The sequence below is a fragment of the Cellulomonas composti genome (assembly GCF_007990245.1).
In the GTDB taxonomy this organism is placed as follows: domain Bacteria; phylum Actinomycetota; class Actinomycetes; order Actinomycetales; family Cellulomonadaceae; genus Cellulomonas; species Cellulomonas composti.
This window is the reverse complement of the sequence record NZ_BJWG01000004.1, coordinates 16,198-39,272: the sequence shown is the minus strand read 5'-3', so window position 1 is coordinate 39,272 and position 23,075 is coordinate 16,198. Positions and strand designations below refer to the sequence as shown.

22 protein-coding genes are annotated in these 23,075 nt (G+C 74.7%); 7 read left to right on the top strand and 15 right to left on the bottom strand.

All coding sequences use genetic code 11. The features are described from left to right. Window positions 1–4 precede the first annotated feature (4 nt). From tsaE to CCO02nite_RS05710, 4 genes are all read right to left on the bottom strand, one after another. Window positions 5–643 carry a tRNA (adenosine(37)-N6)-threonylcarbamoyltransferase complex ATPase subunit type 1 TsaE gene (tsaE, locus tag CCO02nite_RS05725; RefSeq protein ID WP_146842183.1) on the bottom strand — a complete coding sequence of 213 codons (639 nt, stop codon included), beginning with the start codon at window positions 641–643 and terminating at the stop codon, window positions 5–7. Next, window positions 640–1,827 carry an alanine racemase gene (gene alr, locus CCO02nite_RS05720; RefSeq protein ID WP_146842182.1) on the bottom strand — a complete coding sequence of 396 codons (1,188 nt, stop codon included), beginning with the start codon at window positions 1,825–1,827 and terminating at the stop codon, window positions 640–642. The genes tsaE and alr overlap by 4 nt, the downstream gene beginning before the upstream one ends. 37 nt (window positions 1,828–1,864) lie before the next feature. Beyond that, window positions 1,865–3,412 carry a bifunctional ADP-dependent NAD(P)H-hydrate dehydratase/NAD(P)H-hydrate epimerase gene (locus tag CCO02nite_RS05715; protein ID WP_146842181.1) on the bottom strand — a complete coding sequence of 516 codons (1,548 nt, stop codon included), beginning with the start codon at window positions 3,410–3,412 and terminating at the stop codon, window positions 1,865–1,867. A 130-nt stretch (window positions 3,413–3,542) separates the two neighbouring features. Continuing rightward, window positions 3,543–5,165: a helix-turn-helix domain-containing protein gene (locus CCO02nite_RS05710; protein ID WP_146842180.1), complete on the bottom strand. Its 1,623-nt coding sequence runs from the start codon at window positions 5,163–5,165 to the stop codon at window positions 3,543–3,545. A 135-nt stretch (window positions 5,166–5,300) separates the two neighbouring features. Here CCO02nite_RS05710 and CCO02nite_RS05705 point away from each other — a divergent pair, with 135 nt between their 5' ends. From CCO02nite_RS05705 to CCO02nite_RS05695, 3 genes are all read left to right on the top strand, one after another. Further along, window positions 5,301–5,732 (top strand): hypothetical protein, encoded by a 432-nt coding sequence (locus tag CCO02nite_RS05705; RefSeq protein ID WP_146842179.1) that lies wholly within the window; start codon window positions 5,301–5,303, stop codon window positions 5,730–5,732. Between the two features lie 77 nt (window positions 5,733–5,809). Then, on the top strand, window positions 5,810–6,796 hold the full coding sequence (locus CCO02nite_RS05700) for an LLM class F420-dependent oxidoreductase (protein WP_146842178.1): 987 nt from the start codon (window positions 5,810–5,812) through the stop codon (window positions 6,794–6,796). A gap of 208 nt (window positions 6,797–7,004) precedes the next feature. Beyond that, window positions 7,005–8,117 (top strand): hypothetical protein, encoded by a 1,113-nt coding sequence (locus tag CCO02nite_RS05695; protein ID WP_146842177.1) that lies wholly within the window; start codon window positions 7,005–7,007, stop codon window positions 8,115–8,117. 58 nt (window positions 8,118–8,175) lie between these two features. On the opposite strand, the gene CCO02nite_RS05690 is transcribed toward CCO02nite_RS05695, so the two are convergent. After that, a complete protein-coding gene (locus CCO02nite_RS05690) occupies window positions 8,176–9,618 on the bottom strand; it encodes an outer membrane protein assembly factor BamB family protein (RefSeq protein WP_186812589.1) in 1,443 nt (480 codons plus the stop codon). Window positions 9,619–9,684: 66 nt separating this feature from the next. On the opposite strand from CCO02nite_RS05690, the gene glsA reads away from it, so the two are divergent. Together glsA and CCO02nite_RS05680 are read left to right on the top strand one after the other, a co-directional pair. Next, window positions 9,685–10,638 (top strand): glutaminase A, encoded by a 954-nt coding sequence (gene glsA / locus CCO02nite_RS05685; protein WP_246117375.1) that lies wholly within the window; start codon window positions 9,685–9,687, stop codon window positions 10,636–10,638. Window positions 10,639–10,813: 175 nt separating this feature from the next. Beyond that, window positions 10,814–11,920, top strand: a complete 1,107-nt coding sequence (locus CCO02nite_RS05680; protein ID WP_146842174.1) for a hypothetical protein — start codon at window positions 10,814–10,816, stop codon at window positions 11,918–11,920. 42 nt (window positions 11,921–11,962) lie between these two features. Here CCO02nite_RS05680 and CCO02nite_RS05675 read toward each other — a convergent pair whose 3' ends face one another. From CCO02nite_RS05675 to glmS, 3 genes are read right to left on the bottom strand one after another with little or no spacing between them, the layout of a single operon-like run. Further along, complete coding sequence (locus tag CCO02nite_RS05675) at window positions 11,963–12,316, bottom strand: holo-ACP synthase (protein WP_146842173.1); 354 nt, start codon at window positions 12,314–12,316, stop codon at window positions 11,963–11,965. Then, a complete protein-coding gene (locus CCO02nite_RS05670) occupies window positions 12,313–12,672 on the bottom strand; it encodes a MazG-like family protein (protein WP_146842172.1) in 360 nt (119 codons plus the stop codon). The genes CCO02nite_RS05675 and CCO02nite_RS05670 overlap by 4 nt, the downstream gene beginning before the upstream one ends. A gap of 3 nt (window positions 12,673–12,675) precedes the next feature. Further along, window positions 12,676–14,532, bottom strand: a complete 1,857-nt coding sequence (gene glmS / locus CCO02nite_RS05665; protein ID WP_146842171.1) for a glutamine--fructose-6-phosphate transaminase (isomerizing) — start codon at window positions 14,530–14,532, stop codon at window positions 12,676–12,678. A gap of 72 nt (window positions 14,533–14,604) precedes the next feature. Here glmS and coaA point away from each other — a divergent pair, with 72 nt between their 5' ends. Next, entirely contained in the window at window positions 14,605–15,570 is a 966-nt protein-coding gene (coaA, locus tag CCO02nite_RS05660; RefSeq protein WP_146842170.1) for a type I pantothenate kinase, read from the top strand. A gap of 6 nt (window positions 15,571–15,576) precedes the next feature. On the opposite strand, the gene CCO02nite_RS05655 is transcribed toward coaA, so the two are convergent. The 6 genes from CCO02nite_RS05655 to CCO02nite_RS05630 all read right to left on the bottom strand — a co-directional run bounded on the left by CCO02nite_RS05655 (window position 15,577) and on the right by CCO02nite_RS05630 (window position 20,650). Beyond that, on the bottom strand, window positions 15,577–16,260 hold the full coding sequence (locus CCO02nite_RS05655; protein ID WP_146842169.1) for a DedA family protein: 684 nt from the start codon (window positions 16,258–16,260) through the stop codon (window positions 15,577–15,579). Window positions 16,261–16,362: 102 nt separating this feature from the next. Further along, entirely contained in the window at window positions 16,363–17,016 is a 654-nt protein-coding gene (locus CCO02nite_RS05650) for a peptide deformylase (RefSeq protein ID WP_146842168.1), read from the bottom strand. After that, window positions 17,013–18,359 (bottom strand): phosphoglucosamine mutase, encoded by a 1,347-nt coding sequence (gene glmM, locus CCO02nite_RS05645; RefSeq protein WP_146842167.1) that lies wholly within the window; start codon window positions 18,357–18,359, stop codon window positions 17,013–17,015. Before glmM ends, CCO02nite_RS05650 begins: the two co-directional genes overlap by 4 nt. 171 nt (window positions 18,360–18,530) lie before the next feature. Further along, the gene (rpsI, locus tag CCO02nite_RS05640) at window positions 18,531–19,019 is read right to left on the bottom strand and encodes a 30S ribosomal protein S9 (RefSeq protein WP_146842166.1); all 489 of its coding nucleotides are present in this window, start codon (window positions 19,017–19,019) and stop codon (window positions 18,531–18,533) included. 33 nt (window positions 19,020–19,052) lie between these two features. Continuing rightward, window positions 19,053–19,502: a 50S ribosomal protein L13 gene (gene rplM, locus CCO02nite_RS05635; RefSeq protein WP_146842165.1), complete on the bottom strand. Its 450-nt coding sequence runs from the start codon at window positions 19,500–19,502 to the stop codon at window positions 19,053–19,055. Window positions 19,503–19,726: 224 nt separating this feature from the next. Then, complete coding sequence (locus CCO02nite_RS05630; RefSeq protein ID WP_146842164.1) at window positions 19,727–20,650, bottom strand: LysR family transcriptional regulator ArgP; 924 nt, start codon at window positions 20,648–20,650, stop codon at window positions 19,727–19,729. Window positions 20,651–20,720: 70 nt separating this feature from the next. Here CCO02nite_RS05630 and CCO02nite_RS05625 point away from each other — a divergent pair, with 70 nt between their 5' ends. Beyond that, entirely contained in the window at window positions 20,721–21,317 is a 597-nt protein-coding gene (locus CCO02nite_RS05625) for a LysE/ArgO family amino acid transporter (protein WP_146842163.1), read from the top strand. Between the two features lie 18 nt (window positions 21,318–21,335). Here CCO02nite_RS05625 and CCO02nite_RS05620 read toward each other — a convergent pair whose 3' ends face one another. Beyond that, window positions 21,336–23,018 carry an ABC-F family ATP-binding cassette domain-containing protein gene (locus CCO02nite_RS05620; RefSeq protein ID WP_146842162.1) on the bottom strand — a complete coding sequence of 561 codons (1,683 nt, stop codon included), beginning with the start codon at window positions 23,016–23,018 and terminating at the stop codon, window positions 21,336–21,338. Between the last annotated feature and the right edge of the window lie 57 nt (window positions 23,019–23,075).

Here is a 23,075-nt window from a genome sequence, read left to right as displayed (position 1 = left end):
GGCGTCAGCCTGCCACGTCGGCCGTGCTCGCCGTCGTCGTGCTCGCCGCCGCCGTGCTCGCCGCTGCCGTGCTCGCCGCTGCGAGCGCCGCGAGGTCGGCACCGGCCCACCGCTCGCCGACCCCGCGCAGTGTCACGGTGCGCACCCCGGCGCCGCCGTCGTCGTCGGGCTCACCCTCGTCGGACCCGTGCCCGGCGGACCCACCCGACGCACGCTCGTCGGACGCACGACCCCGCTCACGTGCGAGCGTGACCTCGAGGCGGTCGGCGGCGATGCCCTCGACCCAGCCCGCACCCCACTCGACGACCGTCACACACTCGTCCAGGCTCGCGTCCAGGTCGAGCGCCTCGACCTCGTCGAGCGAGCCGATCCGGTAGGCGTCGACGTGCACCAGGCCCGGTCCGCGAGTGCCGTCGGGACGCGGGAGCGGCGGGTGCTCGCGCGCGATGACGAACGTCGGCGACGCGACGTGCCCGCGCACGCCCAACCCCGCGCCGATCCCCTGCGTCAGGGTCGTCTTGCCCGCGCCCAGGTCGCCCGTGAGCACGACGAGGTCGCCCGCGCGCAGCACCGTCGCCAGGGCCCGGCCGAACGCGCGGGTGGCCTCGGCGTCCACCAGCTCGAGCTGGTGCGCCGCGCTCACCGCACGTCCCCGGCGCCCGCCGGCTCGAGCGCCTCGGCGTGCACGTGCTCGCGCGGGACGCTCGCGCCCAGGCGCGTGACGATCTCGTACGCGATCGTGCCCGCGGCGTCCGCCCAGTCCTGCGCCGTCGGTCCGCCGTCGGCGCCCGTGCCGAACAGCTCGACGCGGTCCCCCGCGCGCTCGGTCGCGTCGGGCCCGAGGTCGAGCATGAACTGGTCCATGCACACGCGCCCGGCGACGCGCAGCGTCCGGCCGCCCACGCGCACGGGCCCGCCCGGGTGCCCGGGCCCGCCCGAGGCGTGGCGGGGCAGCCCGTCGGCGTAGCCCAGCGGCACGTCGCCGAGCACGGTGTCGCGCGTCGTGACGTACTGGTGCGCGTACGAGACCCCGTGCCCGGCCGGGACCCGCTTGACGGTGGCCAGCGACGCCTCGAGCGTCATCGCCGGGACGAGCCCGAACTCGTCGGGCCCGCCGACCTGCGGCACCGGCGAGAGCCCGTACACCGCGATGCCCGGCCGGACCAGGTCGTAGTGCACCTGCGGCGCGGTGAGCGTCGCGGCGGAGTTGGCCAGGTGCCGCACCTCGAGCCGCACGCCGGCGGCTTCGACGGTGGCGAGCGCGGCCGCGAACACGTCGGCCTGCGCGAGCACCGTGGGGTGCGCCGGCTCGTCGGCGAACGCGAGGTGCGACCAGAGCCCGACGACCTCGATCGCACCCTCCGCCTGCGCCCGCAGGACCGCCGGCAGCAGCCGCGCCAGCTCGTCGGGCTGCAGGCCGTTGCGTCCCAGGCCGGTGTCGACCTTGAGGTGCACGCGCGCGGTCCGGCCCGTGGCCCGCGCCGCCGCGACGACCGCCTCGAGCGACCACGCGGCGGAGACCGACACGTCCACGTCCGCCGCCAGCGCGTCCTCGAACGGCGCGCCGGGCGCGTGCAGCCAGGTCAGCACGCGCGGCGCGGTGATCCCGGCCGCGCGCAACGCGATCGCCTCCGCGATCTGTGCGGTGCCCAGCCAGGTCGCCCCGCCCGCGAGCGCGGCGCGCGCGCTCGGCACGAGCCCGTGCCCGTAGGCGTCCGCCTTGACGACCGCCATCACCTGCGCGGTGGGGGCGTGCGCGGCCAACGACTCGACGTTGCTGCGGACGGCGGCCAGATCGACCACCGCCCGCGCGGGAAACCAGCTCACCGACCCATCCTCGCACCGCCCGCCCGCGCGGCCGCACTCACGCCGGGGGCGCGCCGGGGTCCGCGAGCAGGTGGCGCACGGCCGCCGGCAGCGCCCGTGCGACGGAGAGCGCGCTCACCGGGCCGCCGGGACTGGCCTCGTCGGCGGCGTGCCCGTGCACGAGCGCCGCGGCCGCCGCGAGTGCCGCGGCGAGCGTCGGGTCGTCGTGCACGTCGTCGGACCGGCCGGCCAGGAGCGCGCCGAGCAGCCCCGCCAGCACGTCGCCCGCGCCGGCGGTCGCGAGCCACGCGGGCGCGTCGGCCTGCGCGTACGCGGCATCGTCCGGCCCGACGACGAGCGTGACGTGGCCCTTGAGCAGCACGGTCGCACCGGTGAGCTCGTGCGCCTCGCGCGCGCGGCGCAGCGGCTCGGCCTCGACGTCCTCGCGACGGACCGGCACCCCGCGGGTCGTGAGCAGCGTCGCGAGCTCCCCCGCATGCGGAGTGAGCACGACGTGCGGGCCGACGCGCTCCGGGAGTGCGGCGAGCGCCCCGGCGTCCACGACCGCAGGCTCGCCGCCCGCGAGCGCGCCCTGGATCCGCGCTCGCTGTGCATCGTCGTCGGGCGGGACCCCCGGCCCGAGCGCCCACGCCTGCACGCGGCCCTCGCCGAGCACCACCTCGGGCCGGTGCGCGACCACCTGCTCGCCGACCGCGCCGAGGTAGCGCACCATCCCGACGCCGGCGAGCACCGCCGCGTCCGTCGCCAGCACCGCCGCACCCGGGTAGCGGCGCGAGCCCGCGACCACGCCGAGCACACCTCGTGAGTACTTCTGGCTGCCCGTCCCGGGGCGCGGCCACAGCGCGGCGACGTCGGCGGGCTCGAGCCGCGCGACCGCGGGTCGCTCGCCGGACAGGTCGAGACCGATGTCGACGACCTCGACCCGGCCGGCTGCGCCGGCCGCGGGAGGCAGCAGCAGCGCGGGCTTGGCGCCGCCGAACGTCACGGTCAGCTCGGCGTCGAGCACCGTCCCCGTCAGCGTCCCGTCGTCCACCCCGACGCCCGACGGCACGTCGACCGCGACGACCGCGGGCCCCGCACCCGCGGCGGCGACGAGCCCGACGAACCGCTCGACGACGGCCGCGGCGACACCGCCCAGGCCGCCGCCCCGGCCCCCGGTCCCGAGCACGCCGTCGAGGACCACGTCGGCCCGCTGCAGCACGAGCGCGGCATCGAGGACCGCGTGCTCGTCGGCCACGGGCTCGTCGGTCGCGGGCTCGTCGGGACCCGGACGGAGCAACCGACCGCCCGCCGCGACCAGCGCGCGCGCACCCTCGTCGTGCAGGCGGGACGCGACGCACACGGCGGTGACCTCGACGCCGCGCGCCCGCAGGAACGCCCCGGCGTACAGCGCGTCGCCACCGTTGTTACCGGGCCCGACGAGCAGCGCGACCCGCGCGCCACGCACGCGCCCGCGCCGCTCGCGCAGGATCCGGACCACGGCGAGCGCGAGCGCGAACGACGCGCGCTCCATCAACGGCGCACCGGCCGTCAGCAGCGGCCGCTCGGCGGCGCGCACCTGCTCGGCGGTCCAGGACAGCAGCACCCGCCCATCCTCGCCGAACCCGTCGTGCCCCGGCCACCCGACGGGCGGCGACCCTGCCGGCGGCGACCCTGCCCGACCCGCGCGCCGACTGCGCCCAGGCGACTCCGTCCCGCCGACTCCGTCCCGGCGACTACCCGCCCGACGCGAGGACGAGCCGGGCGACGGCCGTGCGCGAGGACAGGTGCCAGCGTCGCAGGATCGCGGAGACGTGCTTCTCGACCGTCGACAGGCCCACGCCCAGGTCGGCCGCGATCTGCGCGTTGGACCGGCCGGCGGCGACCCGCTCGGCGACCTGCCACTGACGGGCGGTCAGGGCCGGCAGGTCGGCGGCGGGCCGCCCGGACGGCAGCGCGCGCGCCACACCCGACCTTGTCGCGACACCGAAGGCGTGCAGCACACGCGAGACGTGCACGCGCACGGTGTGCTCCGAGAGGAACAGGTGGGCCGCGATCTCGCCGTTCGTCGCCCCCTCCGCGACCAGCAGCGCCACGTCCCGCTCGCGCGGCGACAGGCCGGACCAGCCACTGGCGCGCTCGGGCGGGAGCCGGCGCCCCGCCCTGCGCAGCTCGCGCGCGGCCGCGGCGCGGACGGCGAGGTGGCCGCGGTCGTCAGCCACGGCCACGACGTCGACGAGCCGTCTGGTCGCCGCGCCGCCGCGGCGCGACGCGAGCCGCGCGCGGGCGGCCAGGATCTCCCCCTCACCCGCCTCGATCGCCCGGTGCCGTCGCGTCGCGAGCTCGATCGCGGACTCGGCGTGCGCGAGCGACCCCTCGGCGTCGCCCGCCAGCAGCGCCACGCGCGCGGCGATGCGGGCGACCGTCGAGTCGGCGATCGGGTGCGTGGCCAGCGGTGCGGCGCGCAGCTGCCACGCGAGCGCCGCGTCCAGGTCGCGCTCGTCGGCGGCCGCCCGCACCAGCAGCTCGAGGCAGATCACGCGGTCGACCACCCGCAAGCGGCCGAGGTCCGCGTCGCCGCCGGCCTGCAGCACGAGCCGCACGGCGGTCTCGACGTCGCCCTGCGCGATCACCGCGTAGGCCGCGAGCAGGTACACGCCGCTGGTGACGGTGTCGGTCGGCCGGATCCCCGAGTCGATCAGCCCGAGCACGCGGCGACGCACCTCACCGCGCCGGTCCGCGTTGCCCTCCGTCAACGCCGCGCACGCCGTCGCCAGCGCGAGACCCTCGGGCGTCCGCGCGTCCGCGAGCGCCCGCACGACGAAGGGCTCGGCGCCGCTCACGTCACCGGCGAACACCCGGATCCTCGCGCCCGTGCAGTGCGCGAGCGCGAGGAACGGGTGGTCGGCGCGGCCCAGCACCTCGGTGACCGGCCCGACGCGCGCATGCAGGTCGCCGGCCAGCTCGATCCGCGCGCATGCGAGGGCCGCCTCGGCCTGCAGGGTCTGGATCGGGCCGGCCAGCGGTCCGGCCGCCATGGGCCCGTCCGCCCAGGCGTCGGCGAGCGGGTCGCCCGGTTCGGTCGCCGCCGGCGGCCACCCCGCGACGGCCAGACCGCGCGCCGCGCGGGCGAGCCCAAGCGTCTCCTCGTCGGCGGCGGCGGCGAGCGCGGCGGCGGCCAGGCTCGCCCCGCTCTCGAACTCCCCGCGCCAGCAGAGCAGGACCGCGGCCAGCGCGTCGGCGAGCGCGCGGTCGGCCGCGGGTGCGTCGACGACGGCCGCGCGGGCCGCCGCGTCGACCGCGTCCGACCGGTCGACGAGCGAGCGCAGCACGGCGTCCACGCGTTCGTCCCGTCCCATCCGCGCGAGCGTACCGATGGCGGGCGGCCGACCGCGCCGCCCGAATACGACGGAACCGCCATGGCCGTCGCACCGCCCGGCGGGCCAGGGTGACTGTGCTGCCCGACCACCGGGCCGCGGAAGCGAGGTCGCCCGATGTCACGCCGCCCCCTGAGCCCGGCCACCGCGCTGGGTCTCGCCACCGCCGCGCTCCTGGCGCTCGCCGCCTGCTCCGACGACGCCGCGCCTGCCGACCACGACGACACGGCGGTGACCGCGGACGCGACGACCGCACCGGACCCGGCCGACGAGACCGGCACCGAGACGGACGAGGACCCCGACACCGCGCCGGCGGGAGCGGTGGTCGCGGGGACGGGCCGGTACGCCATCGGCACCGACCTGCCGTACGGCGGGTACCAACTCCACGGCGAACCGGCGGAGCAGCCCGCCGGCTGCACGTGGTCCATCGAGGACGCCGACGGCGAGGTCCAGTTCGACGACCAGGGGTCGTACGCGTTCCTGACCGACGTGCCGGAGTTCGTCACGTTCGTCACCGACGGCTGCCCCGACTGGGAGCAGTTCGAGTGAGACACCGGTAGCGGCCGCGGCCAGGGCGGCCGCTACCGGCCCGCACCGGACCGGTCGGCGGGGCTAGCCTGCCGGTCATGCGATTCGGACTCTTCATCCCCCAGGGCTGGCGGCAGGACCTCACGGGCATCGAGGCCCGCGACCACTGGGCGGTGATGAACGGGCTCGTCCAGCACGCGGACACCGGCGACGTCTGGGAGTCGGTGTGGGTCTACGACCACTTCCACGCGGTGCCCGAGCCCAACGGCGAGGCGACGCACGAGGCGTGGAGCCTGATCAGCGCGTTCGCGGCGGTGACCGGCCGGGTGCGGCTCGGCCAGATGTGCACGTGCATGGCCTACCGCAACCCCGCCTACCTCGCGAAGGTCGCGGCGACGGCCGACGTCATCTCCGGCGGTCGCGTCGAGATGGGGATCGGCGCGGGCTGGTACGAGCACGAGTGGCGCGCGTACGGGTACGGGTTCCCGGGCGCGGGCGACCGGATCGGCATGCTCGACGAGGGTGTGCAGATCTTCAAGCAGCTCTGGACGAACGGCGTCGCGACGCTCGACGGCCGGCACTACCAGGTGTCCGGCGCGCAGCTGGCCCCGCTGCCCCTGCAGGTCGACGGGCCGCCGCTGTGGATCGCAGGCGGCGGCGAGCGCAAGACGCTGCGCATCGCGGCCGAGCACGCGCAGTACACCAACTTCGACGGCGCACCCGAGGGTTTCGCGCACAAGTCGCAGGTGCTGCGCGAGCACTGCGCCGCGATCGGGCGGCCCTTCGAGGAGATCACCCGGTCGGCCAACTACAACGTCGTGATCGGCGAGACGCAGGCGGACGTCGACGACAAGATCGCGTGGATCGAGGGGCACTACGCGCTGACGGTGCCGCAGAAGGCGCCCGGCGTCGCGGAGGACTTTCGCCGCGGGCCCCTCGTCGGGACGCCCGAGCAGATCGTCGAGACGCTGCGCGGGCTGGAGCAGCTCGGCATGACGTACGCGATCACGTACTTCGTCGACGCCGCGTACGACCGCTCGAGCATCGAGCTGTTCGAGCAGCAGGTGGTCCCCGCACTGCGCTGAGCCGCCTGCCGCACGTGACCAACGGCCCAGGTGAGGCCGCCCAGCGGGTGAAATAACGCCGGACGATCCGGGCACCGACGGACGAGCCCGACGACTCGCCCACGCCCATCCGGGTGACCCACCGCCCACGCGCCGCCTCGCCGGGAGATCCTCACGCGTGCGGGAGCGGTCGATCGTCGGCCAGTGCCCCCGGACCGAGAGGAACCTCATGTCCCCCCAGACCCGTCCACGCCTGCTCGTCGGGCTCGCCACGATCGCGGCCGTCACGGCCGCGACGCTGCTGGGCGCGACCCCGGCCGGCGCCGTCGACACGTCGACGCAGATCAGCGGCGTCGTCCACGTGCCGGCTTCCGCCGCGGCCTCGGCGTCGATCATCGTGCTGGCGTGGAAGCCCGACGACGTCGGGCTGGCCTACTCCTCGATCGCCGGCACGAACAGCGACGGCGAGTTCACGCTGGCCGGCCTCGACCCCGACGTGAAGTACCAGGTGGACGTGCTCGACCGGGTCGGCGGCACGAAGGCCGGCTACTACGCCGGCGGCAAGATCGTCGCGACGTCCGCCAAGGCGGAGCTGGTCACGCCCGGCACGACGGACCTCGACGTCAAGCTGACCGCATCCAGCACGCTGACCACAGCGACGCTCGTGCTGCCCGAGGACGGCACGACGCCCGCGTGGTCGCCTGCGGCCGTCATGGCCGTCGAGCCGGGCACGGGCCGGCCCGCCGCGCTCGCGAACTACGGCGTCACGGGTCGCGGCGTCGCACCGGCGTCGCGGACCCAGAACCTGCTCGGCACGCCCCCGGCGCGAGGCGCGAGCGCGTCGGCCACCCCCGCGGACGCGAGCCCGATTCCGCCGCTCACCTTCCGCGGGCTCTTCCCGGGCGTGGCCTACACGCTCCTGATCCTCACGAGCTTCGACGAGGGTCCCGGCAGCACGGTCTCCGGCTACTACTACACCGGTGACGCGAAGGTCGTCCGCCCGAAGCTCGCGAATGCCGCCTCGTTCCTCGGCAGCACCGCGACGCTCCAGGTGCACGTCCTCGCGGCCGAGCGCAAGACCGTCCCGGCGATCTCCGGCAACGCGAAGGTCGGCGCCACGCTCAGGGTCGTCCCGGGCAAGTGGAAGGTCGCCGGCACGACGACCTTCCAGTGGCTGCGCAACGGCCGGGAGATCGCGGGCGCGACGGGTGCGAAGTTCAAGGTCCGCCCCGCGGACCGCGGTGCGCTGATCTCGGTGCGCGCCGTGCACGTCGCGGGCGTCGCCGGGTACGCGCCGGGCTACGCGTGGTCCACCAAGACGGCCCCCATCGCCGCGAGCTAGTCGGTGACCCGACGGCCCTGTCCCGCGGCGCTCCCGCGAGGCAGGGCCGTCGTCGTGCTCACCCGAGCACGACGAGTGTGCCGTCGGACAGCCCGCCGACCAGCCGCCTGCCCTCCTGGCTGATCACGACGACCCCGTCGGGTGGCTCGAGCCGCGCGACGACGCGCCCGTCGACGAGGTCGTGCACGGTGACGAACGGCGTGCCGGCGGTCATCGAGCGCTGGACGACGACGATCGAGGTGCCGTCGGTCGTCGGGGTGCCCGCGAAGGCGTCCGGGTCGACGGCGACGTCCCACAGCACCTTCCCGGAGCGGGCGTCGACCGCGAGAAGGCTGGGCGACCACGTCGGCACGTACATCCGCCCGCCGAGCACGGCGACCCCCGAGCCCACCGCGCGCGTCGTCGACCACAGCACGCCGCCCGTGTCGGTGTCGACCGCACGCAGCACGCGTCGGTCGCTGAGCCGCACGTGGCCCGCGCTGCCGTCGTCGACGTTCGGCGTGAGCAGCCGCCCGGGCACCGTGCGCTCGGAGCCGTCGGGGCTCCACACCACGGTGCGCGACGTGACGTTGTCGCGGCGCAACCACAGCTCGTCGCCCACCGCCGCCCATCCCGACCAGGTGGTCGACGGCTCGGCCAGCACGCCGCCGTCCGCCCCGAGCACCGTGAGCCTCGAGGCCGGCGACGGCTCGCGCAGCACCACGCCGACCTCGAAGGCCCGGACCGCGACGTCGGTGCCGGTCGAGGTCGAGCCCGACGCGCGCTGGTCGGGCGGCTCGTAGCGCCAGCGCTCGGCGCCCGTCACGAGATCCACCGCGACCGCGACGACGTGCCAGGGCGGGTCCTGCACCGCCGCGACGACGACGTCGCCCGTGACGGCGGCGTCCGCCGTGCCCGCCGGGAGCACGACGTCGCGCAGGATCGCGCCGTCCCGCGCGTCGAGCACGACGAGGTGCGGCTCGGCCGCGGGCACCCGCAGCACGGTCGAACCGCCGCCCGCGAGGTAGCCGTCGGAGACCAGGCAGGCGACCGCACGCTCGTCGACCTGGGGCGCCGCGTGGCACAACGGCGGCTGCGGCGTGACGGCGGCCGCGCGGACCGGGTCCGGCCCACGCAGCACGCGCTCCCAGCGCTGCGCACCCGTGGCGTCGTCGAGCGCGACGACGGCGAGCGAGCCGTCGTCGAGCGTGCGCAGCCCGACGAACGCGTCGTCGAACGTCCCGGCCCTGATCAGGGCCGTGTCTCGCGGGTCGACGCGCCACTGCACGGTGAGCTCGGCGCCGAGCGGGTCGATCGCACCCGGCAGCGCGGCTCGCGCGGCGGCCGTGGCACGGGCGCGCTCGTCGAGCGTCGACTGCCCGATGACCAGACCGCCGAGCGCCACGACGCCGGCCAGGGGAAGCCACCACCAGTGGCGCCCGCGGCGCGCGCCGGGGCGGCCCGCGAGCGGCGCGTCCGCGAGCTCCTCGACGTCGACCACCTGCAGCCGGTCCAGCCGCACAAGTTCGACGGTACGCGCGCCCGTGCCCGGTGCCACCTGTTGCGGACCGATCGCTAGGGTCGTCCCGTGTCCCACTCGATCCTGACCGCGGGACTGCAGGCCGCGGTCGACCGGTTCCGTCCGATGCGCGGCGGCGAGGTCGCCCGGTACATCCCCGAGCTCGCACACGCCGACCCCGAGCTGTTCGGCGTCGCGGCCTGCGGGATCCGTGGCGTGCGCGCCGGTGCGGGCGACGAGCACGTGACGTTCTCGATCCAGTCCGTCTCCAAACCGTTCGTCTACGCGCTCGCGCTGATGGACCAGGGGCTCGACGAGGTGCTCGAGCACGTGGGCGCCGAGCCCAGCGGCGACGCGTTCAACGCGATCAGCCTCGAACCGCACACCGGACGGCCCGCGAACCCGATGATCAACGCGGGCGCGATCGCCACGACGGCGCTCGTGCGCGGGGCGGACGGCGACGAGCGGTTCGACCGGGTCCTCGACCTCATGTCGCGCTGCGCCGGACGGACCCTGACGGTCGACGAGCGCGTGCACGCCTCGGAGTCCGCGACCGGCGACCGCAACCGCGCGCTCGCCTACCTCATGGCGGCGTCCGGCTCGCTCGCGCCGCCCGTCGAGGCCGCGGTCGACACCTACTTCCGGCAGTGCGCCGTGCTGGTCAGCGCGCACGACCTGGCCGCGATGGCCGCGACGCTCGCCACCGGCGGCACCAACCCCGTCACCGGCGAGCGCGTGCTGCCCGAGGACGTCACGCGACACGTGCTGTCGATCATGGCGACCTGCGGCATGTACGACTACTCCGGCCGGTGGATGCTGACCGTCGGGCTGCCCGCCAAGAGCGGCGTCTCGGGCGGTCTGATCGCCGTGAGCCCCGGCAAGTTCGGCGTCGGGGTGTTCAGCCCGCCGCTCGACGAGCGGGGCAACTCGGTGCGCGGCGTCGCGGCGCTCAGGGCGCTGTCCGAGCGACTGGGGCTGCACCTGCTGCACGACCCGATGCGCGAGGCCCCCGCGCTCACCTGAGCTCCGCTGCGGCCGATCGGGTGAAGTCGTCGCGCCGGACCCGGACGTTCCGGACGCCGCGGGTGTCTTCGGGCGGCCCCCGGGGCGACGTCCCCCCGCGGAGCCGCCCCGATGCGGCATCCTCGCCTCGGGCGCGTCGATCCGGCACGCCACGTCGTCGACCCCGAGGACCGTCATGTCCGTCTCGCTCCGCCGCCTCGCGCCCGCGGCGCTCGCCGCGCTCCTGGCCCTGCTGCTGACCGCCCTGCTCGGCGCGAGCCCCGCGGCCGCGGCCGGCTCGTCGATCATCAAGGGCACCGTCACCGTCCCGGCCGGCGCCTCGCTCGAGGCTCAGGTCGTGCTCGCGTGGCTGCCGACGGCCAAGGGCTCCGACTTCGCCTCGGTTGCGGTCCTCGACGAGAAGGGCCGCTTCGTCCTGACGGGCCTCACCTCCGGCACCGGGTACCAGATCAGCGTGCTCGACGTGACCGGCAAGGTCGCCTCGGGGTACTACACGCCCGCCGGCCTCGTCCCCGCCGCGGCCCAGGCCACGCTGCTCAGGACGGGCACCACGGGGATCAGCCTCAGGACGGCCGCGAGCGCGCGCGCCACCGCGATCCGCATCGTGCTGCCGGCGGACGGCGCCGAGCCGAGCTGGCCCCCGCAGGGCTTCTACGTCGTCGAGCCCGGCAACGGCCGCCTCACGGCGTTGGCCGGCAACGTGGCGCTCAGCTCGGCCACGGCGTCGTCGGTCGCGAGCGCACTGTCCGCGACCGGGCAATGGCCGACGGCGCCGCGCACGACGTCGCTCGTCGCCTCCGGCTCGACCGGCGCCCAGGTCGTCTCCTTCCCGACGAGGGGCCTCGCGAGCGGCGCCGCCTACACGTTCGCCATCCCGTACGGCAACACCGACAACCCGGCGGGCTTCCTGAAGTCGTTCTACTACAGCGGTGACGACACGGTCATCACCAAGAAGCTGTCCGCGGCGGCGACGTTCACGGGTGCGACGACGCGGATCGACGTGCACGTCCTCGGCGCGACGGCGAAGACCCCGCCCACGGTGACGGGCACCGCGAAGGTCGGCGCACTCGTGCGGTCGTCCAAGGCGACCTGGGACCTCGCGGGCACCGTCACGTTCCAGTGGCTGCGCGACGGGGTCGCGATCGCGGGTGCGACGTCGTCGGCCTACCGCGTGCAGGACGCCGACCGTGGCGCCCGGCTCTCCGTTCGCGAGACCCTGCGCCCGAAGGTCGCGGGCTATGCGAACGGCGTCTCGACCTCGGCACGCGTGCCCGTCGTCTGACCTGCCCGCACCGACGGTCCGCGATCCGTCCCGACGGGACCGTCAGCCCCGCTCGGCCACCACCATCGCGGACGCGATGCCCGCGTCGTGCGAGATCGACAGGTGGAAGCGTGTCACGCCGAGCGCCTGCGCACGGGCGAGCACCGTCCCGACCACCTCGACCTCGGGCTGCGCACCCGCGACCCGGCGCACCGTCGCGTCCTGCCAGGACATCCCCGGCGGCGCGCCGAGCGCTTTCGCGATCGCCTCCTTGGCGGCGAACCGCGCCGCGAGCGAGGTCTCGGGCATCTCGCGCTCCTCGGGCGTGAACAGCCGCTCGCGCAGCGCCGGCACCCGGTGCAGCGTCGCGACGAACCGCGCGACGTCCACCACGTCGATCCCCACGCCGACGATCACGCGCGGCGCTCCGGAACCCGGTCCTGCCCGGCGCGGTCCTCGTCCGTGACGAGGTGGCGGTAGCGGAACCACTTGCGTTCGAGCGCATCGTCCAGGTCCACGCCCAGACGTTCCGCGAGCACCAGGACGTGGGCCAGCACGTCGGCCAGCTCGTCGCGCACCGCCTCGTCGGACTGCTCGGGCGTGAGCCCGCGGTGACGCGTGCGGCCCGAGCGGGTGAGGAACGCCTGCGTGAGCTCGCCGACCTCCTCGTTCAGCTTGAGCACGAGCCAGTCGTCGGTCCGCTCGACGTCGAACAGCCGGCCGTAGGCGCGCGAGATCGTCTCGATCTCGCGCTGCGCGTCGGCGAGCTCCACGCGCTACTCGACCGTGACGGACTTGGCGAGGTTGCGCGGCTGGTCCACGTCGAGCCCCTTGGCCGTCGCGAGCTCGCACGCGAAGATCTGCAGCGGCACGACGGTCAGCAGCGGGGCCAGCAGCGTGGGGGTCTGCGGGACGTAGAACACCTCGTCGGCGAACGGCCGCACCGCCTCGTCGCCGTCCTCCGCGATCACCAGGGTGCGGGCGCCGCGCGCGCGGATCTCCTGGATGTTCGAGACGACCTTCGAGTGCAGCGAGTGCCGGCCGCGCGGGGACGGCACGACGACGAACACGGGCTGCCCCGGCTCGATGAGCGCGATCGGGCCGTGCTTGAGCTCGCCCGCGGCGAAGCCCTCGGCGTGGATGTACGCGAGCTCCTTGAGCTTGAGCGCACCCTCCATCGCGACCGGGAAGCCGACGTGCCGGCCCAGGAACAGCACCGACTGCGTGTCCGCCATCCAGCGCGCGATCTCCCGTACGCGGCCGGCCCGGTCGAGCACCTGCTGGATCTTGTCGGGGATCGCCCGCAGCTCGCCCAGGATCGCGGCGACCTCGTCGGCGTACATGTTGCCGCGCAGCTGGGCGAGGTACAGGCCCAGCAGGTAGGCGGCGGTGATCTGCGCGAGGAACGCCTTGGTGGAGGCGACCGCGATCTCCGGACCCGCGTGCGTGTAGAGCACCGCGTCGGACTCGCGCGGGATCGTCGAGCCGTGCGTGTTGACGATCGCGAGCACCTGGGCACCCTGCTCACGTGCGTGCCGGACGGCCATGAGGGTGTCCATCGTCTCGCCGGACTGCGAGACGGCCACGACGAGCGTGCGCTCGTCGACCACCGGGTCGCGGTAGCGGAACTCGTGCGCGAGCTCGACCTCGACGGGGATGCGGCACCAGTGCTCGATCGCGTACTTGGCGACGTGCCCGGCGTAGGCCGCGGTACCGCACGCGACGACGACGATCTTGTCGACCGCGCGCAGCAGCGCCTCGTCGATGCGCACCTCGTCGAGCACGAGCCTGCCCTGCACGTCGGTCCGCCCCAGCAGCGTGTCCGCGACGGCGTGCGGCTGGTCGTGGATCTCCTTGTCCATGAAGGACCGGAAGCCACCCTTCTCGGCGGCCGCGGCGTCCCAGTCGACCGTGAAGCGGCGGGCGGCGGCGGGCGTGCCGTCGAAGCCGGTCACGACGACCGCGTCGGGCGTGATCGTGACGACCTGGTCCTGCCCGAGCTCGAGCGCCTCGCGCGTGTGCGCGATGAACGCCGCGACGTCCGACCCCAGGAAGTTCTCGCCCTCGCCCAGCCCGACGACGAGCGGCGAGTCGTGCCGCGCACCGACGACGGTCGCGGGATCGTCGGCGTGCACCGCGAGCAACGTGAAGGTGCCGTCGAGCGTGCGCGCGACCTGCGCCATCGCCGCGGTCAGGTCGCCCGTCTCGTCGTACGCACGGGAGATCAGGTGCGCGGCGACCTCGGTGTCCGTCTCGGACGTGAACTCCACGCCCGCCGCGAGCAGCTCGGCCTTGAGCACCGCGAAGTTCTCGACGATGCCGTTGTGGATCACCGCCAGCCTGCCCGCGACGTGCGGGTGCGCGTTCACGTCGGTGGGGCCGCCGTGCGTCGCCCAGCGGGTGTGCCCGATCGCGGCGGTCGCGTCCGGCAGCGGGTGGTGGTCGATCTCCTCGACGAGGTTGGCGAGCTTGCCGGCCTTCTTCGCGGTCGCGAGCTCGTGCTCGGGGCCGACGAGGGCCACACCCGCCGAGTCGTACCCGCGGTACTCGAGCCGCCGCAGACCTTCCAGGACCACGTCGAGCGGGCGGGCGCTGGCGACCGGGCTACCGACGTAACCGACGATTCCACACATGCCGGCGAGTCTATCCGCAGGCCCCACCGCGCCCAGGCGCGCACCGGGTCGGGCGTCCGGCAGAATCGGGGGGTGCTCCCGACGCCGTCGACGCCGTCACTCGCCCCCGCCAGCCCTTACGTCGACCTGGACCGGGCGGCGTGGGCCCGGTTGTCGGCGTCCACGCCGCTGCCGCTGACCGACGCGGACGTCGAGCGGCTGGCCGGCCTCGGCGACCCGATCGACCTCGCCGAGGTCGACGCGATCTACCGCCCGATCTCGCGCCTGCTCGACCTGTACATCGAGGCGACGCGCGGCCTGCACGACGCGTCGAGCACGTTCCTGCGCGGGGACATCACGCCCACCCCGTTCGTCATCGGCGTCGCGGGGTCCGTCGCGGTCGGCAAGTCGACCACCGCCCGCCTGCTGCGTGAGCTGCTCGCGCGCTGGCCGGCGACACCGCGCGTCCAGCTCGTCACCACCGACGGCTTCCTGTACCCCAACGCGGAGCTCGAGCGGCGTGGCCTCATGCAGCGCAAGGGCTTCCCGGAGTCGTACGACCGGCGCGCGCTGCTGCGGTTCGTCTCGGCCGTCAAGGCGGGCCGCTCCGAGGTCCGGGCGCCCGTCTACGACCACCTGACGTACGACATCGTCCCGGGCCGCGAGATCGTGGTGCAGCGCCCCGACGTGCTGATCGTCGAGGGCCTCAACGTCCTGCAGCAGGCGCGGCCTGGCGAGGGCGGCGTCTCGAGCCTCGCGGTGAGCGACTTCTTCGACTTCTCGATCTACGTCGACGCCAAGCCGGGCGACGTGCGGCAGTGGTACGTCGACCGGTTCCTGAGCCTGCGCGCGACCGCGTTCGCGGACCCTGCGTCGTACTTCCACCGGTACGCGTCGCTGTCCGACGAGCAGGCGAGCGCCTTCGCCGAGCAGATCTGGGACTCGGTCAACGCACCGAACCTCGAGCAGAACATCCTGCCCACGCGCAGCCGCGCGACGTTGGTCCTGACCAAGGGCCGCGACCACTCCGTCGAGCGCGTCCGCCTGCGCAAGCTGTAGGACCGCTCAGCGGCCCGCCGCGCCCGGTTCCGGGACGACAGGCTCGCTCGCCGACTCCTCACGCGCCTCGGGCGTGGTCGCCGGTCCGCCCGCTGCAGGCGGCTCCGTACGGTCCAGCCAGCGGCGCAGCACCCAGTCCACGACGAAGCCGAGCGCGATGCCCCCGATGATGCCCACGACGATCGCGAGCACGGTGTTGTCCCCGAGCCACGCGCCGGTCCCGATGCCGATGAGCGACGAGTACGACGCCCACAGCACGGCGGCGATCGCGGCGATCAGGGTGAACCGTCGGTGCGGGAACCCGACGGCACCCGCGGTCATGTTGACCGCGACCCGGCCGATCGGGATGTAGCGCGCGGCGATGATGAACGACGCGCCGCGGCGGTCGAGCGCCCGCTCGGCCCAGTCGAGCGCCTGCCGACCCTTCGGGGACCGGAAGATGCGCAGCTCGTGCACGCGCACCTTGGACCCGATGAGGTAGGCGATCTGGTCACCGGTGAACGCGCCGGCGGCGGCGACCGGGATGAGCAGCCAGATGTTGGGCTCGCCCGTCGAGACGGCGACGGCCGCGAGCGCGATGACGACGGACTCGCTGGGGATCGGCGGGAAGAAGCCGTCGATCGTCGCGAACAGGTACATCACCACGTAGATCCATGGTGACGAGGCGAGCTCGAGTGCCCAGTGCTCCATGCCTCACCCTCGCTCGCCTGCCGGACGACCGGTCAACGCGCCGGCCCGCACCCGTGTTCCCCGACCCACGGTACGTGCCCCGCCGGTTCCGCGCGCCGAACCTCAGGTCGGCAGCACGAAGCCGAGCGCGGCGGACGCCGCCTCCGGCCGGGGCTCGCTCGTCCAGCGCAGCCCGATCTGGTCCGCCGCGGCGAGCGAGCGCAGCTCGGCGCGGTCGAGGTAGAGCGTGCCGCCGAGGTGGTCGGTCTCGTGCTGCACGATGCGCGCGGACCATCCGGTGACGATCTCGTCGAGCGCCGCGCCCGTCTCGTCGGATCCCGTGAGGCGCACCGCGCGCCACCGGCCGACCACCGCCTGCAGACCGGGGACCGACAGGCAGCCCTCGTAGAACGCGGCGCGCTCGGCGTGCAGCGCGGGCTCGTACGCCGGGTTCACGAGCACCCGGAACGGCAACGGCGCACGCTCGCGCACCTCTGCGACCGTCTCGGACGCCACTCCCGGGTCCTCGACGACCGCGAGCGCGAGCGGCAGGCCGAGCTGCGGCGCGGCGAGCCCGACACCGGGTGCGGCGCGCATCGTGCGGCGCATGAGCGACACGAGCGCGGTGAGCTCGTCCGGCGAGAGCTGGGCGTCGTACGGCAGCGCGACACCGCGCAGCACGGGGTGCCCGGCGCGCACGATCGACGCCACGCCCTCACCGACGCCGTCGAGCAGCCGCAGCACGAGCTCGCGGACCTGCTGGTCGCGGCTCGTCACAGCGCGAGCCGGTCCCGCACGACGTCGGCCAGCGAGTGCGCGGTGCGGTCGGCGTCGTCCTGCGTCGCGGCCTCGACCATGACGCGCACGAGCGGTTCGGTCCCGCTGGGGCGCAGCAGCACGCGTCCGGTGCGGCCCAGCCGCGACTCGGCCTCGGCGATCGCGGCCGCGAGCACCGCGTCGCCCGTGCGGGCCTTGTCCACGCCGGGGACGTTGACGAGCGTCTGCGGGAGCCGTGCGACGTGCCCGGCGAGGACGTCGAGCGGCTCACCGGTCGCCGCGACGCGGGCCGCGAGCTGCAGCGCGGTCAGCACGCCGTCGCCCGTGGTCGCGTGCGCCGCCATGATGATGTGCCCGGACTGCTCTCCGCCGAGGCTGTAGCCGCCCACCCGCATCGCCTCGAGCACGTACCGGTCACCGACGGCCGTCTCGACCGTGCGGATGCCCGTCGCCTCCATGGCCAGGCGCAGGCCCAGGTTGCTCATCACGGTCGTCACGAGCGTGTCGTCCGTGAGCGCACCGGCGTCGCGCAGCGAGACCGCGAGCACGCCCATGATCTGGTCGCCGTCGACGAGCGTGCCGAACCGGTCGACCGCCAGGCAGCGGTCCGCGTCCCCGTCGAACGCGACGCCGAGCTGCGCACCGGAGGCGACGACCGCGGCCTGGAGCTGCTCGGGGTGCGTCGAGCCGCACTTCTCGTTGATGTTGCGCCCGTCGGGCGACGCGTTGATGACGACGACGTCCGCGCCGGCCTCGCGCAGCGCCGCCGGACCCACCTCGCTCGCCGCGCCGTTCGCGCAGTCGACCGCGATCCGCACGCCCTCCAGCGAGACGCCGATCGTCCCGACGAGATGCGCGACGTACGCGTCGCCCGCGCTGCCGGTGTCGACCCGGATGCGCCCGACGTCACCGCCGAGGGGTCGCTGCCACGACTCCCCGATCCGCGCCTCGATCTGTGCCTCGAGGTCGTCGTCGAGCTTGTGCCCGCCGCGCGCGAGGAACTTGATGCCGTTGTCCGGCATGGGGTTGTGGGACGCCGAGAGCACGACTCCGATGTCGACTCCCATCGTCCCGGTGAGGTACGCGACCGCCGGCGTCGGCAGCACGCCGACGTTGACCACGTCGACTCCCGCGGACGCCAGACCGGCGCACGTCGCGGCCGCGAGGAACTCGCCCGAGGCGCGCGAGTCACGCCCGACGACGGCGCGCGGGCGGTGCCCCTCGAACTCGCCGCGCGTGCCCAGCACGTGCGCGGCGGCGACCGCCAGGTCGAGCGCGAGCTCGGCCGTCACGTCGCTGTTGGCCAGGCCCCGCACCCCGTCGGTGCCGAACAGCTCACCCATGTCGGACTCCTTCGTCGTCAGCGCCACGGTAGCCCGCACCGGCGGCGTCGTCGTTCGTCGTGCTCGTCGTTCGTCGTGCTCGCCGTCGTCGTTCTGCCGGACGTCGTGCACAGACGCCGATGGCCCCGCTGGTCGCAAGGACCGTCGGGGCCATCGGGCCTGGGCGCTGGATCAGCGCTTCGAGTACTGGGGTGCCTTGCGAGCCTTCTTGAGACCGGCCTTCTTGCGCTCGACGACGCGCGCGTCGCGGGTCAGGAAGCCGGCCTTCTTGAGGGCCGGGCGGTTGTGCTCGGCGTCGATCGCGTTGAGCGCGCGGGCGATGCCCAGGCGCACGGCGCCGGCCTGGCCGGACACGCCGCCACCCGTGACGCGCACGGTGACGTCGAAACGCCCCTCGACGTCGACGAGCTTGAGCGGGGAGTTCACGAGCTGCTGGTGCACCTTGTTCGGGAAGTAGTCCTCGAGGGTGCGGCCGTTGATCTTCCACTCGCCGGTGCCGGGCACCAGACGAACGCGGGCGATCGCCTCCTTGCGGCGGCCGAGGGCCTGCGCGGGAGCGGTGATGCTCTGACCACGGCCGGTGGGGGCCACGGTCTCCGAGGTGTAGCTGGTGGGCGTCTCGTCGCCCTCGAGGTCGATGTCGACCGTCGTCTCTGCCACGTGGGTGTCCTGTCGTCTCTACTCGCGCCGGCCTCAGGCCTGCTGCGCGACCTGGGTGATCTCGAACGGCTTCGGCTGCTGCGCCTGGTGCGGGTGCTCGGCACCGCGGTAGACCTTGAGCTTGCCGAGCTGCTGACGTGCGAGCGAGCTCTTGGGGAGCATGCCGCGCACCGCCTTCTCGATCGCCCGCTCGGGGTGCTTCTCGAGGAGCTCCGAGTACGGGGTGGCCCGCAGGCCGCCCGGGTACCCGGAGTGGCGGTAGGCGAGCTTGGCCTCGCGCTTGTTGCCGGTGAGGGCGACCTTCTCCGCGTTGATGACGATGACGAAGTCACCGCCGTCGACGTGGGGCGCGAAGGTGGCCTTGTGCTTGCCGCGCAGGAGGGTGGCCACGTGGGTGGCCAGGCGGCCCAGGACGACATCGGTTGCGTCGATGACGTACCAGTTCCGCTCGATCTCGCCCGGCTTCGGGGTGTACGTACGCACGGTCGTAGCCTTCGTCTCTTGTTGCGTCGTGTGTCGGTCGGACCCGCCGCAGGGCGCGGTGGACCTTCCGTTGCTGTCGGTGGCGCATCCGCGGTCCGGCGAGTGGGATTCGCACCGGTCCTGACCATCGGTCCGCGTGGTGAGAAGCCACGGGCGCACGACAGGGACGCACAACAGCGGCCCAGACTACCCGCGCGCGTCGCCACGGGTCAAAACCGTCTGCGTCACACCGCCGGCGGCGAGCGCAGGGCCGTTCGTGCCGCACGGACCACGCGGTCGGTGAGGTCGTCGAGCGTGGGGGTGCGCAGCGCCCAGTGCTGCCAGTGCAGCGGCACGTCCAGGTGGCCGTCGGGCGCGAGCACGACGAGCGAGCCGTCGGCCAGCAGCGGCGCGAGCGACTGCTCGCCGACCATCCCCCACCCGAGCCCCGCCGCCAGCAGCGCGACGAACGCGCCGTTGGACGGCACGTAGTGCACGGGCGGCGCCACGGCCCGGCCGACGAGCCGCTCGGCGAACCGGTGCTGCAACGCGTCGGCCCGGTTGAACGCGACGACGGGCGCCCGGTCCAGCGCGGCCGCGTCGAGCGGTCCCGGGAACCACCGGTCGCGGAACGCTGGCGCGGCGACCGCGACGTAGCGCATCGCCCCCAGCGGCCGCACGCGGCAGCCCTGCACCGGGTGCGCGTCGGACGTGACCGCGGCGGTCACCGAACCGTCCCGCAGCAGCGCGGCCGTCCGGTCCTGGTCCTCGCGGCGCAGGTCGACGAGCACGTCGGCGGGCAGCCCGACGAGCGCGGCGGGGAACCAGCTCGACAGCGAGTCGGCGTTGACCGCGACCGCGAGGCGAACCGGGCCGGAGTCGCTCGCGTCGCGGGCGCCCCCGCCGAGCGCGTCGGCGGCGTCCCGCTCGAGCAGCGCGACCTGGCCCGCGAGCCGGGCGAGCACCGCGCCGTCGTCGGTCGCACGGCACGGCCTCGAGCGCACGACGAGCACGCGACCGGCCCGCTGCTCCAGCGCGCGCACGCGCTGGCTCACGGCCGACGGCGTGAGGTGCAGCCGCGCCGCGGCGGCCTCGAAGCTGCCCTCGTCGAGCACGGTGGCCAGCGCGCGCAGCTGCTCGCGGTCGTAGGGCCGGACCGGTGTAGACATGAAGCGATGCTAACGCCAGCGAAGTTTCCTGAGATGGACTTCACCGGACGAGGTCCCTAGCGTCGTCGCCGTGGGTTCATCCGCCGTCGCCGGCTTCCTCGCGTGCGCGGGCCTGATCGTGGCGATCGGTGCGCAGAACGCGTTCGTGCTGCGCCAGGGCATCCGGCGCGAGCACGTCGCGGTCGTCGTCACGCTCTGCACGCTGAGCGACCTGCTGCTGGTGGCCGTCGGGATCGCCGGGCTCGGCCCGCTGGTCTCGTCGCACCCCGCCGTCCTCACCGCGACACGCTGGATCGGCGCCGCGTTCCTGCTCTGGCTCGCGGTCGCCGCGGTGCTGCGCGCGCGGCATCCCGAGCGGCTGGACCCCGCGACCGAGGGCCCCTCGACGCTGCGCGCGGTCGTCGGGACGTGCCTGGCCCTCACGTTCCTCAACCCGCACGTCTACCTCGACACCGTCGTCCTGCTCGGGACGCTCGCGCACCAGTCGCCCGCGCCGTGGGCGTTCGGCGTCGGTGCGGTGCTCGCGAGCGCCACGTGGTTCGCGGGGCTCGGCTTCGGCGCGACGCGCCTGCGGCCGCTGTTCGCCCGGCCGCGCGCGTGGCAGGTCCTCGACCTCGCGGTCGCCGCCGTGATGGCGGCGCTCGCCGTCGTCCTCGTCGTCGGCTGAACGCCGCCGGCCGGGCCGTCAGCGCACGCGTGCGACGCGCGCCGCGTCCCACACCGGCTCGGGCGTCTCGCGGACCGTACCGTCGGCCCCGAACACGAGGTAGCGGTCGAACGTGCGCGTGAACCAGCGGTCGTGCGTGACCGCGAGGACCGTCCCCTCGAACGCCTCGAGACCGTCCTCGAGCGCCTCGGCCGAGTGCAGGTCGAGGTTGTCGGTCGGCTCGTCGAGCAGCAGCAGCGTCGCACCACCCAGCTCGAGGAGCAGGATCTGGAACCGCGCCTGCTGGCCGCCCGAGAGCGTCTCGTAGCGCTGCTCCGCCTGCCCGACGAGCTCGTAGCGGTCCAGCGCCTTGCTCGCCTGTTCACGGCCCACGCCCTTGCGGTGGCCGTCGCCGCGGTGCAGCACGTCGAGCAGCGTCTGCCCGACGAGGTCGAGGTGCGTGCGGTTCTGCGCGAACCAGCCCGGCCGCACGCGCGAGCCGAGCACCACCGAACCGGTGTGCGCCACGGGTTCGACGACGACGTCGTCGGCCGGCTCGTGCTCGGGACCCGGGTCCGAGCCGCCCGCCGCCAGGAGCCGCAGGAAGTGCGACTTGCCCGACCCGTTCGAGCCCAGCACCGCGACGCGCTCGCCGTAGAACACCTCGAGGTCGAAGGGCTTCATGAGGCCCGTGAGCTCGAGACCCTTCGCGACGACCGCGCGCTTGGCCGTGCGACCGCCGCGCAGCCGCATCACCACGGACTGCTCGCGCACGCGCACGGCGGGCGGGCCGGCCTCCTCGAACCTGCGCAGCCGCGTCTGGGCCGCCTGGTACCGCGAGGACATGTCGGAGTTGTACGCGGCCTTCTGCTTGAACGTGAGCATGAGGGTGCGGAGCTTGGCGTGCTCCTCGTGCCAGCGGCGCAGCAGCTCGTCGGCGCGACTCAGGCGCTGCTCACGGGCCTCGTGGTACGTCGCGAAACTGCCGCCGTGCACCCACACGGACGCACCGGCCGGTGACGGTTCGAGCGTCGCGACGTGCGTCGCCACCCGGGCCAGCAGCTCGCGGTCGTGGCTGACCAGCAGCACGGTCTTGGGGGACGTGACGAGCCGGTCCTCGAGCCAGCGCTTGGTCGGGACGTCGAGCGCGTTGTCCGGCTCGTCGAGCAGGAGCACCTCGTCGGGGCCCCGCAGCAGCGCCTCGAGCACGAGCCGCTTCTGCTCGCCGCCCGACAGGGTGCGGACCGTGCGGTGCTGCGCACGCTCGAACGGGATCGAGAGCACCGCATCGGTCACCTGGTCCCAGCCGGCCTCGGCCTCGTAGCCGCCGACGTCGGCCCAGTCGACCAGCGCCTGTGCGTACCGGAGCTGGGCGGGCTCGTCGTCGACCTCCATCATGGCCAGCTCGGACGCCGAGAGCTCCGCCGCGGCGTCCCGGACGGCCGCCGGCGCGAGCGACGCGAGCAGGTCACGCACGCTGCGCTCGTCGTCGATCCGCCCGACGTCCTGACGCATGACGCCCAGGCCACCGCTGCGCGCGACCGAACCGGCGTGCGGCTGCTCGTCGCCCGTGACGAGGCGCAGCAGTGTCGTCTTGCCCACGCCGTTGGGCCCGACGAGCGCGACCCGCGCACCGTCGCCGACCCGGAACGTCACGTCGTCCAGCAGCGGTCGACCGTCGGGCAGCGTGTACCCGACCCCCATCACGTCCAGGTGGCCCATGGCCCCAGTCTCGACGCCCGGCCGTGCTCGACCAAGCGCAATGCGCACGCCACGGAC

Bases quoted from the DNA above. Each gene is read 5' to 3' on its own strand.
- CCO02nite_RS05655 (WP_146842169.1), bottom strand. From the start codon at position 16,260: ATGGAGCACTGGGCACTCGAGCTCGCCTCGTCACCATGGATCTACGTG.
- CCO02nite_RS05695 (WP_146842177.1), top strand. From the start codon at position 7,005: ATGTCCCCCCAGACCCGTCCACGCCTGCTCGTCGGGCTCGCCACGATC.
- CCO02nite_RS05620 (WP_146842162.1), bottom strand. From the start codon at position 23,018: ATGGGCCACCTGGACGTGATGGGGGTCGGGTACACGCTGCCCGACGGT.
- glmM (WP_146842167.1), bottom strand. From the start codon at position 18,359: ATGGGTGAGCTGTTCGGCACCGACGGGGTGCGGGGCCTGGCCAACAGC.
- CCO02nite_RS05630 (WP_146842164.1), bottom strand. From the start codon at position 20,650: ATGTCTACACCGGTCCGGCCCTACGACCGCGAGCAGCTGCGCGCGCTG.
- CCO02nite_RS05680 (WP_146842174.1), top strand. From the start codon at position 10,814: ATGTCCGTCTCGCTCCGCCGCCTCGCGCCCGCGGCGCTCGCCGCGCTC.
- glmS (WP_146842171.1), bottom strand. From the start codon at position 14,532: ATGTGTGGAATCGTCGGTTACGTCGGTAGCCCGGTCGCCAGCGCCCGC.
- CCO02nite_RS05700 (WP_146842178.1), top strand. From the start codon at position 5,810: ATGCGATTCGGACTCTTCATCCCCCAGGGCTGGCGGCAGGACCTCACG.
- CCO02nite_RS05710 (WP_146842180.1), bottom strand. From the start codon at position 5,165: ATGGGACGGGACGAACGCGTGGACGCCGTGCTGCGCTCGCTCGTCGAC.
- CCO02nite_RS05705 (WP_146842179.1), top strand. From the start codon at position 5,301: ATGTCACGCCGCCCCCTGAGCCCGGCCACCGCGCTGGGTCTCGCCACC.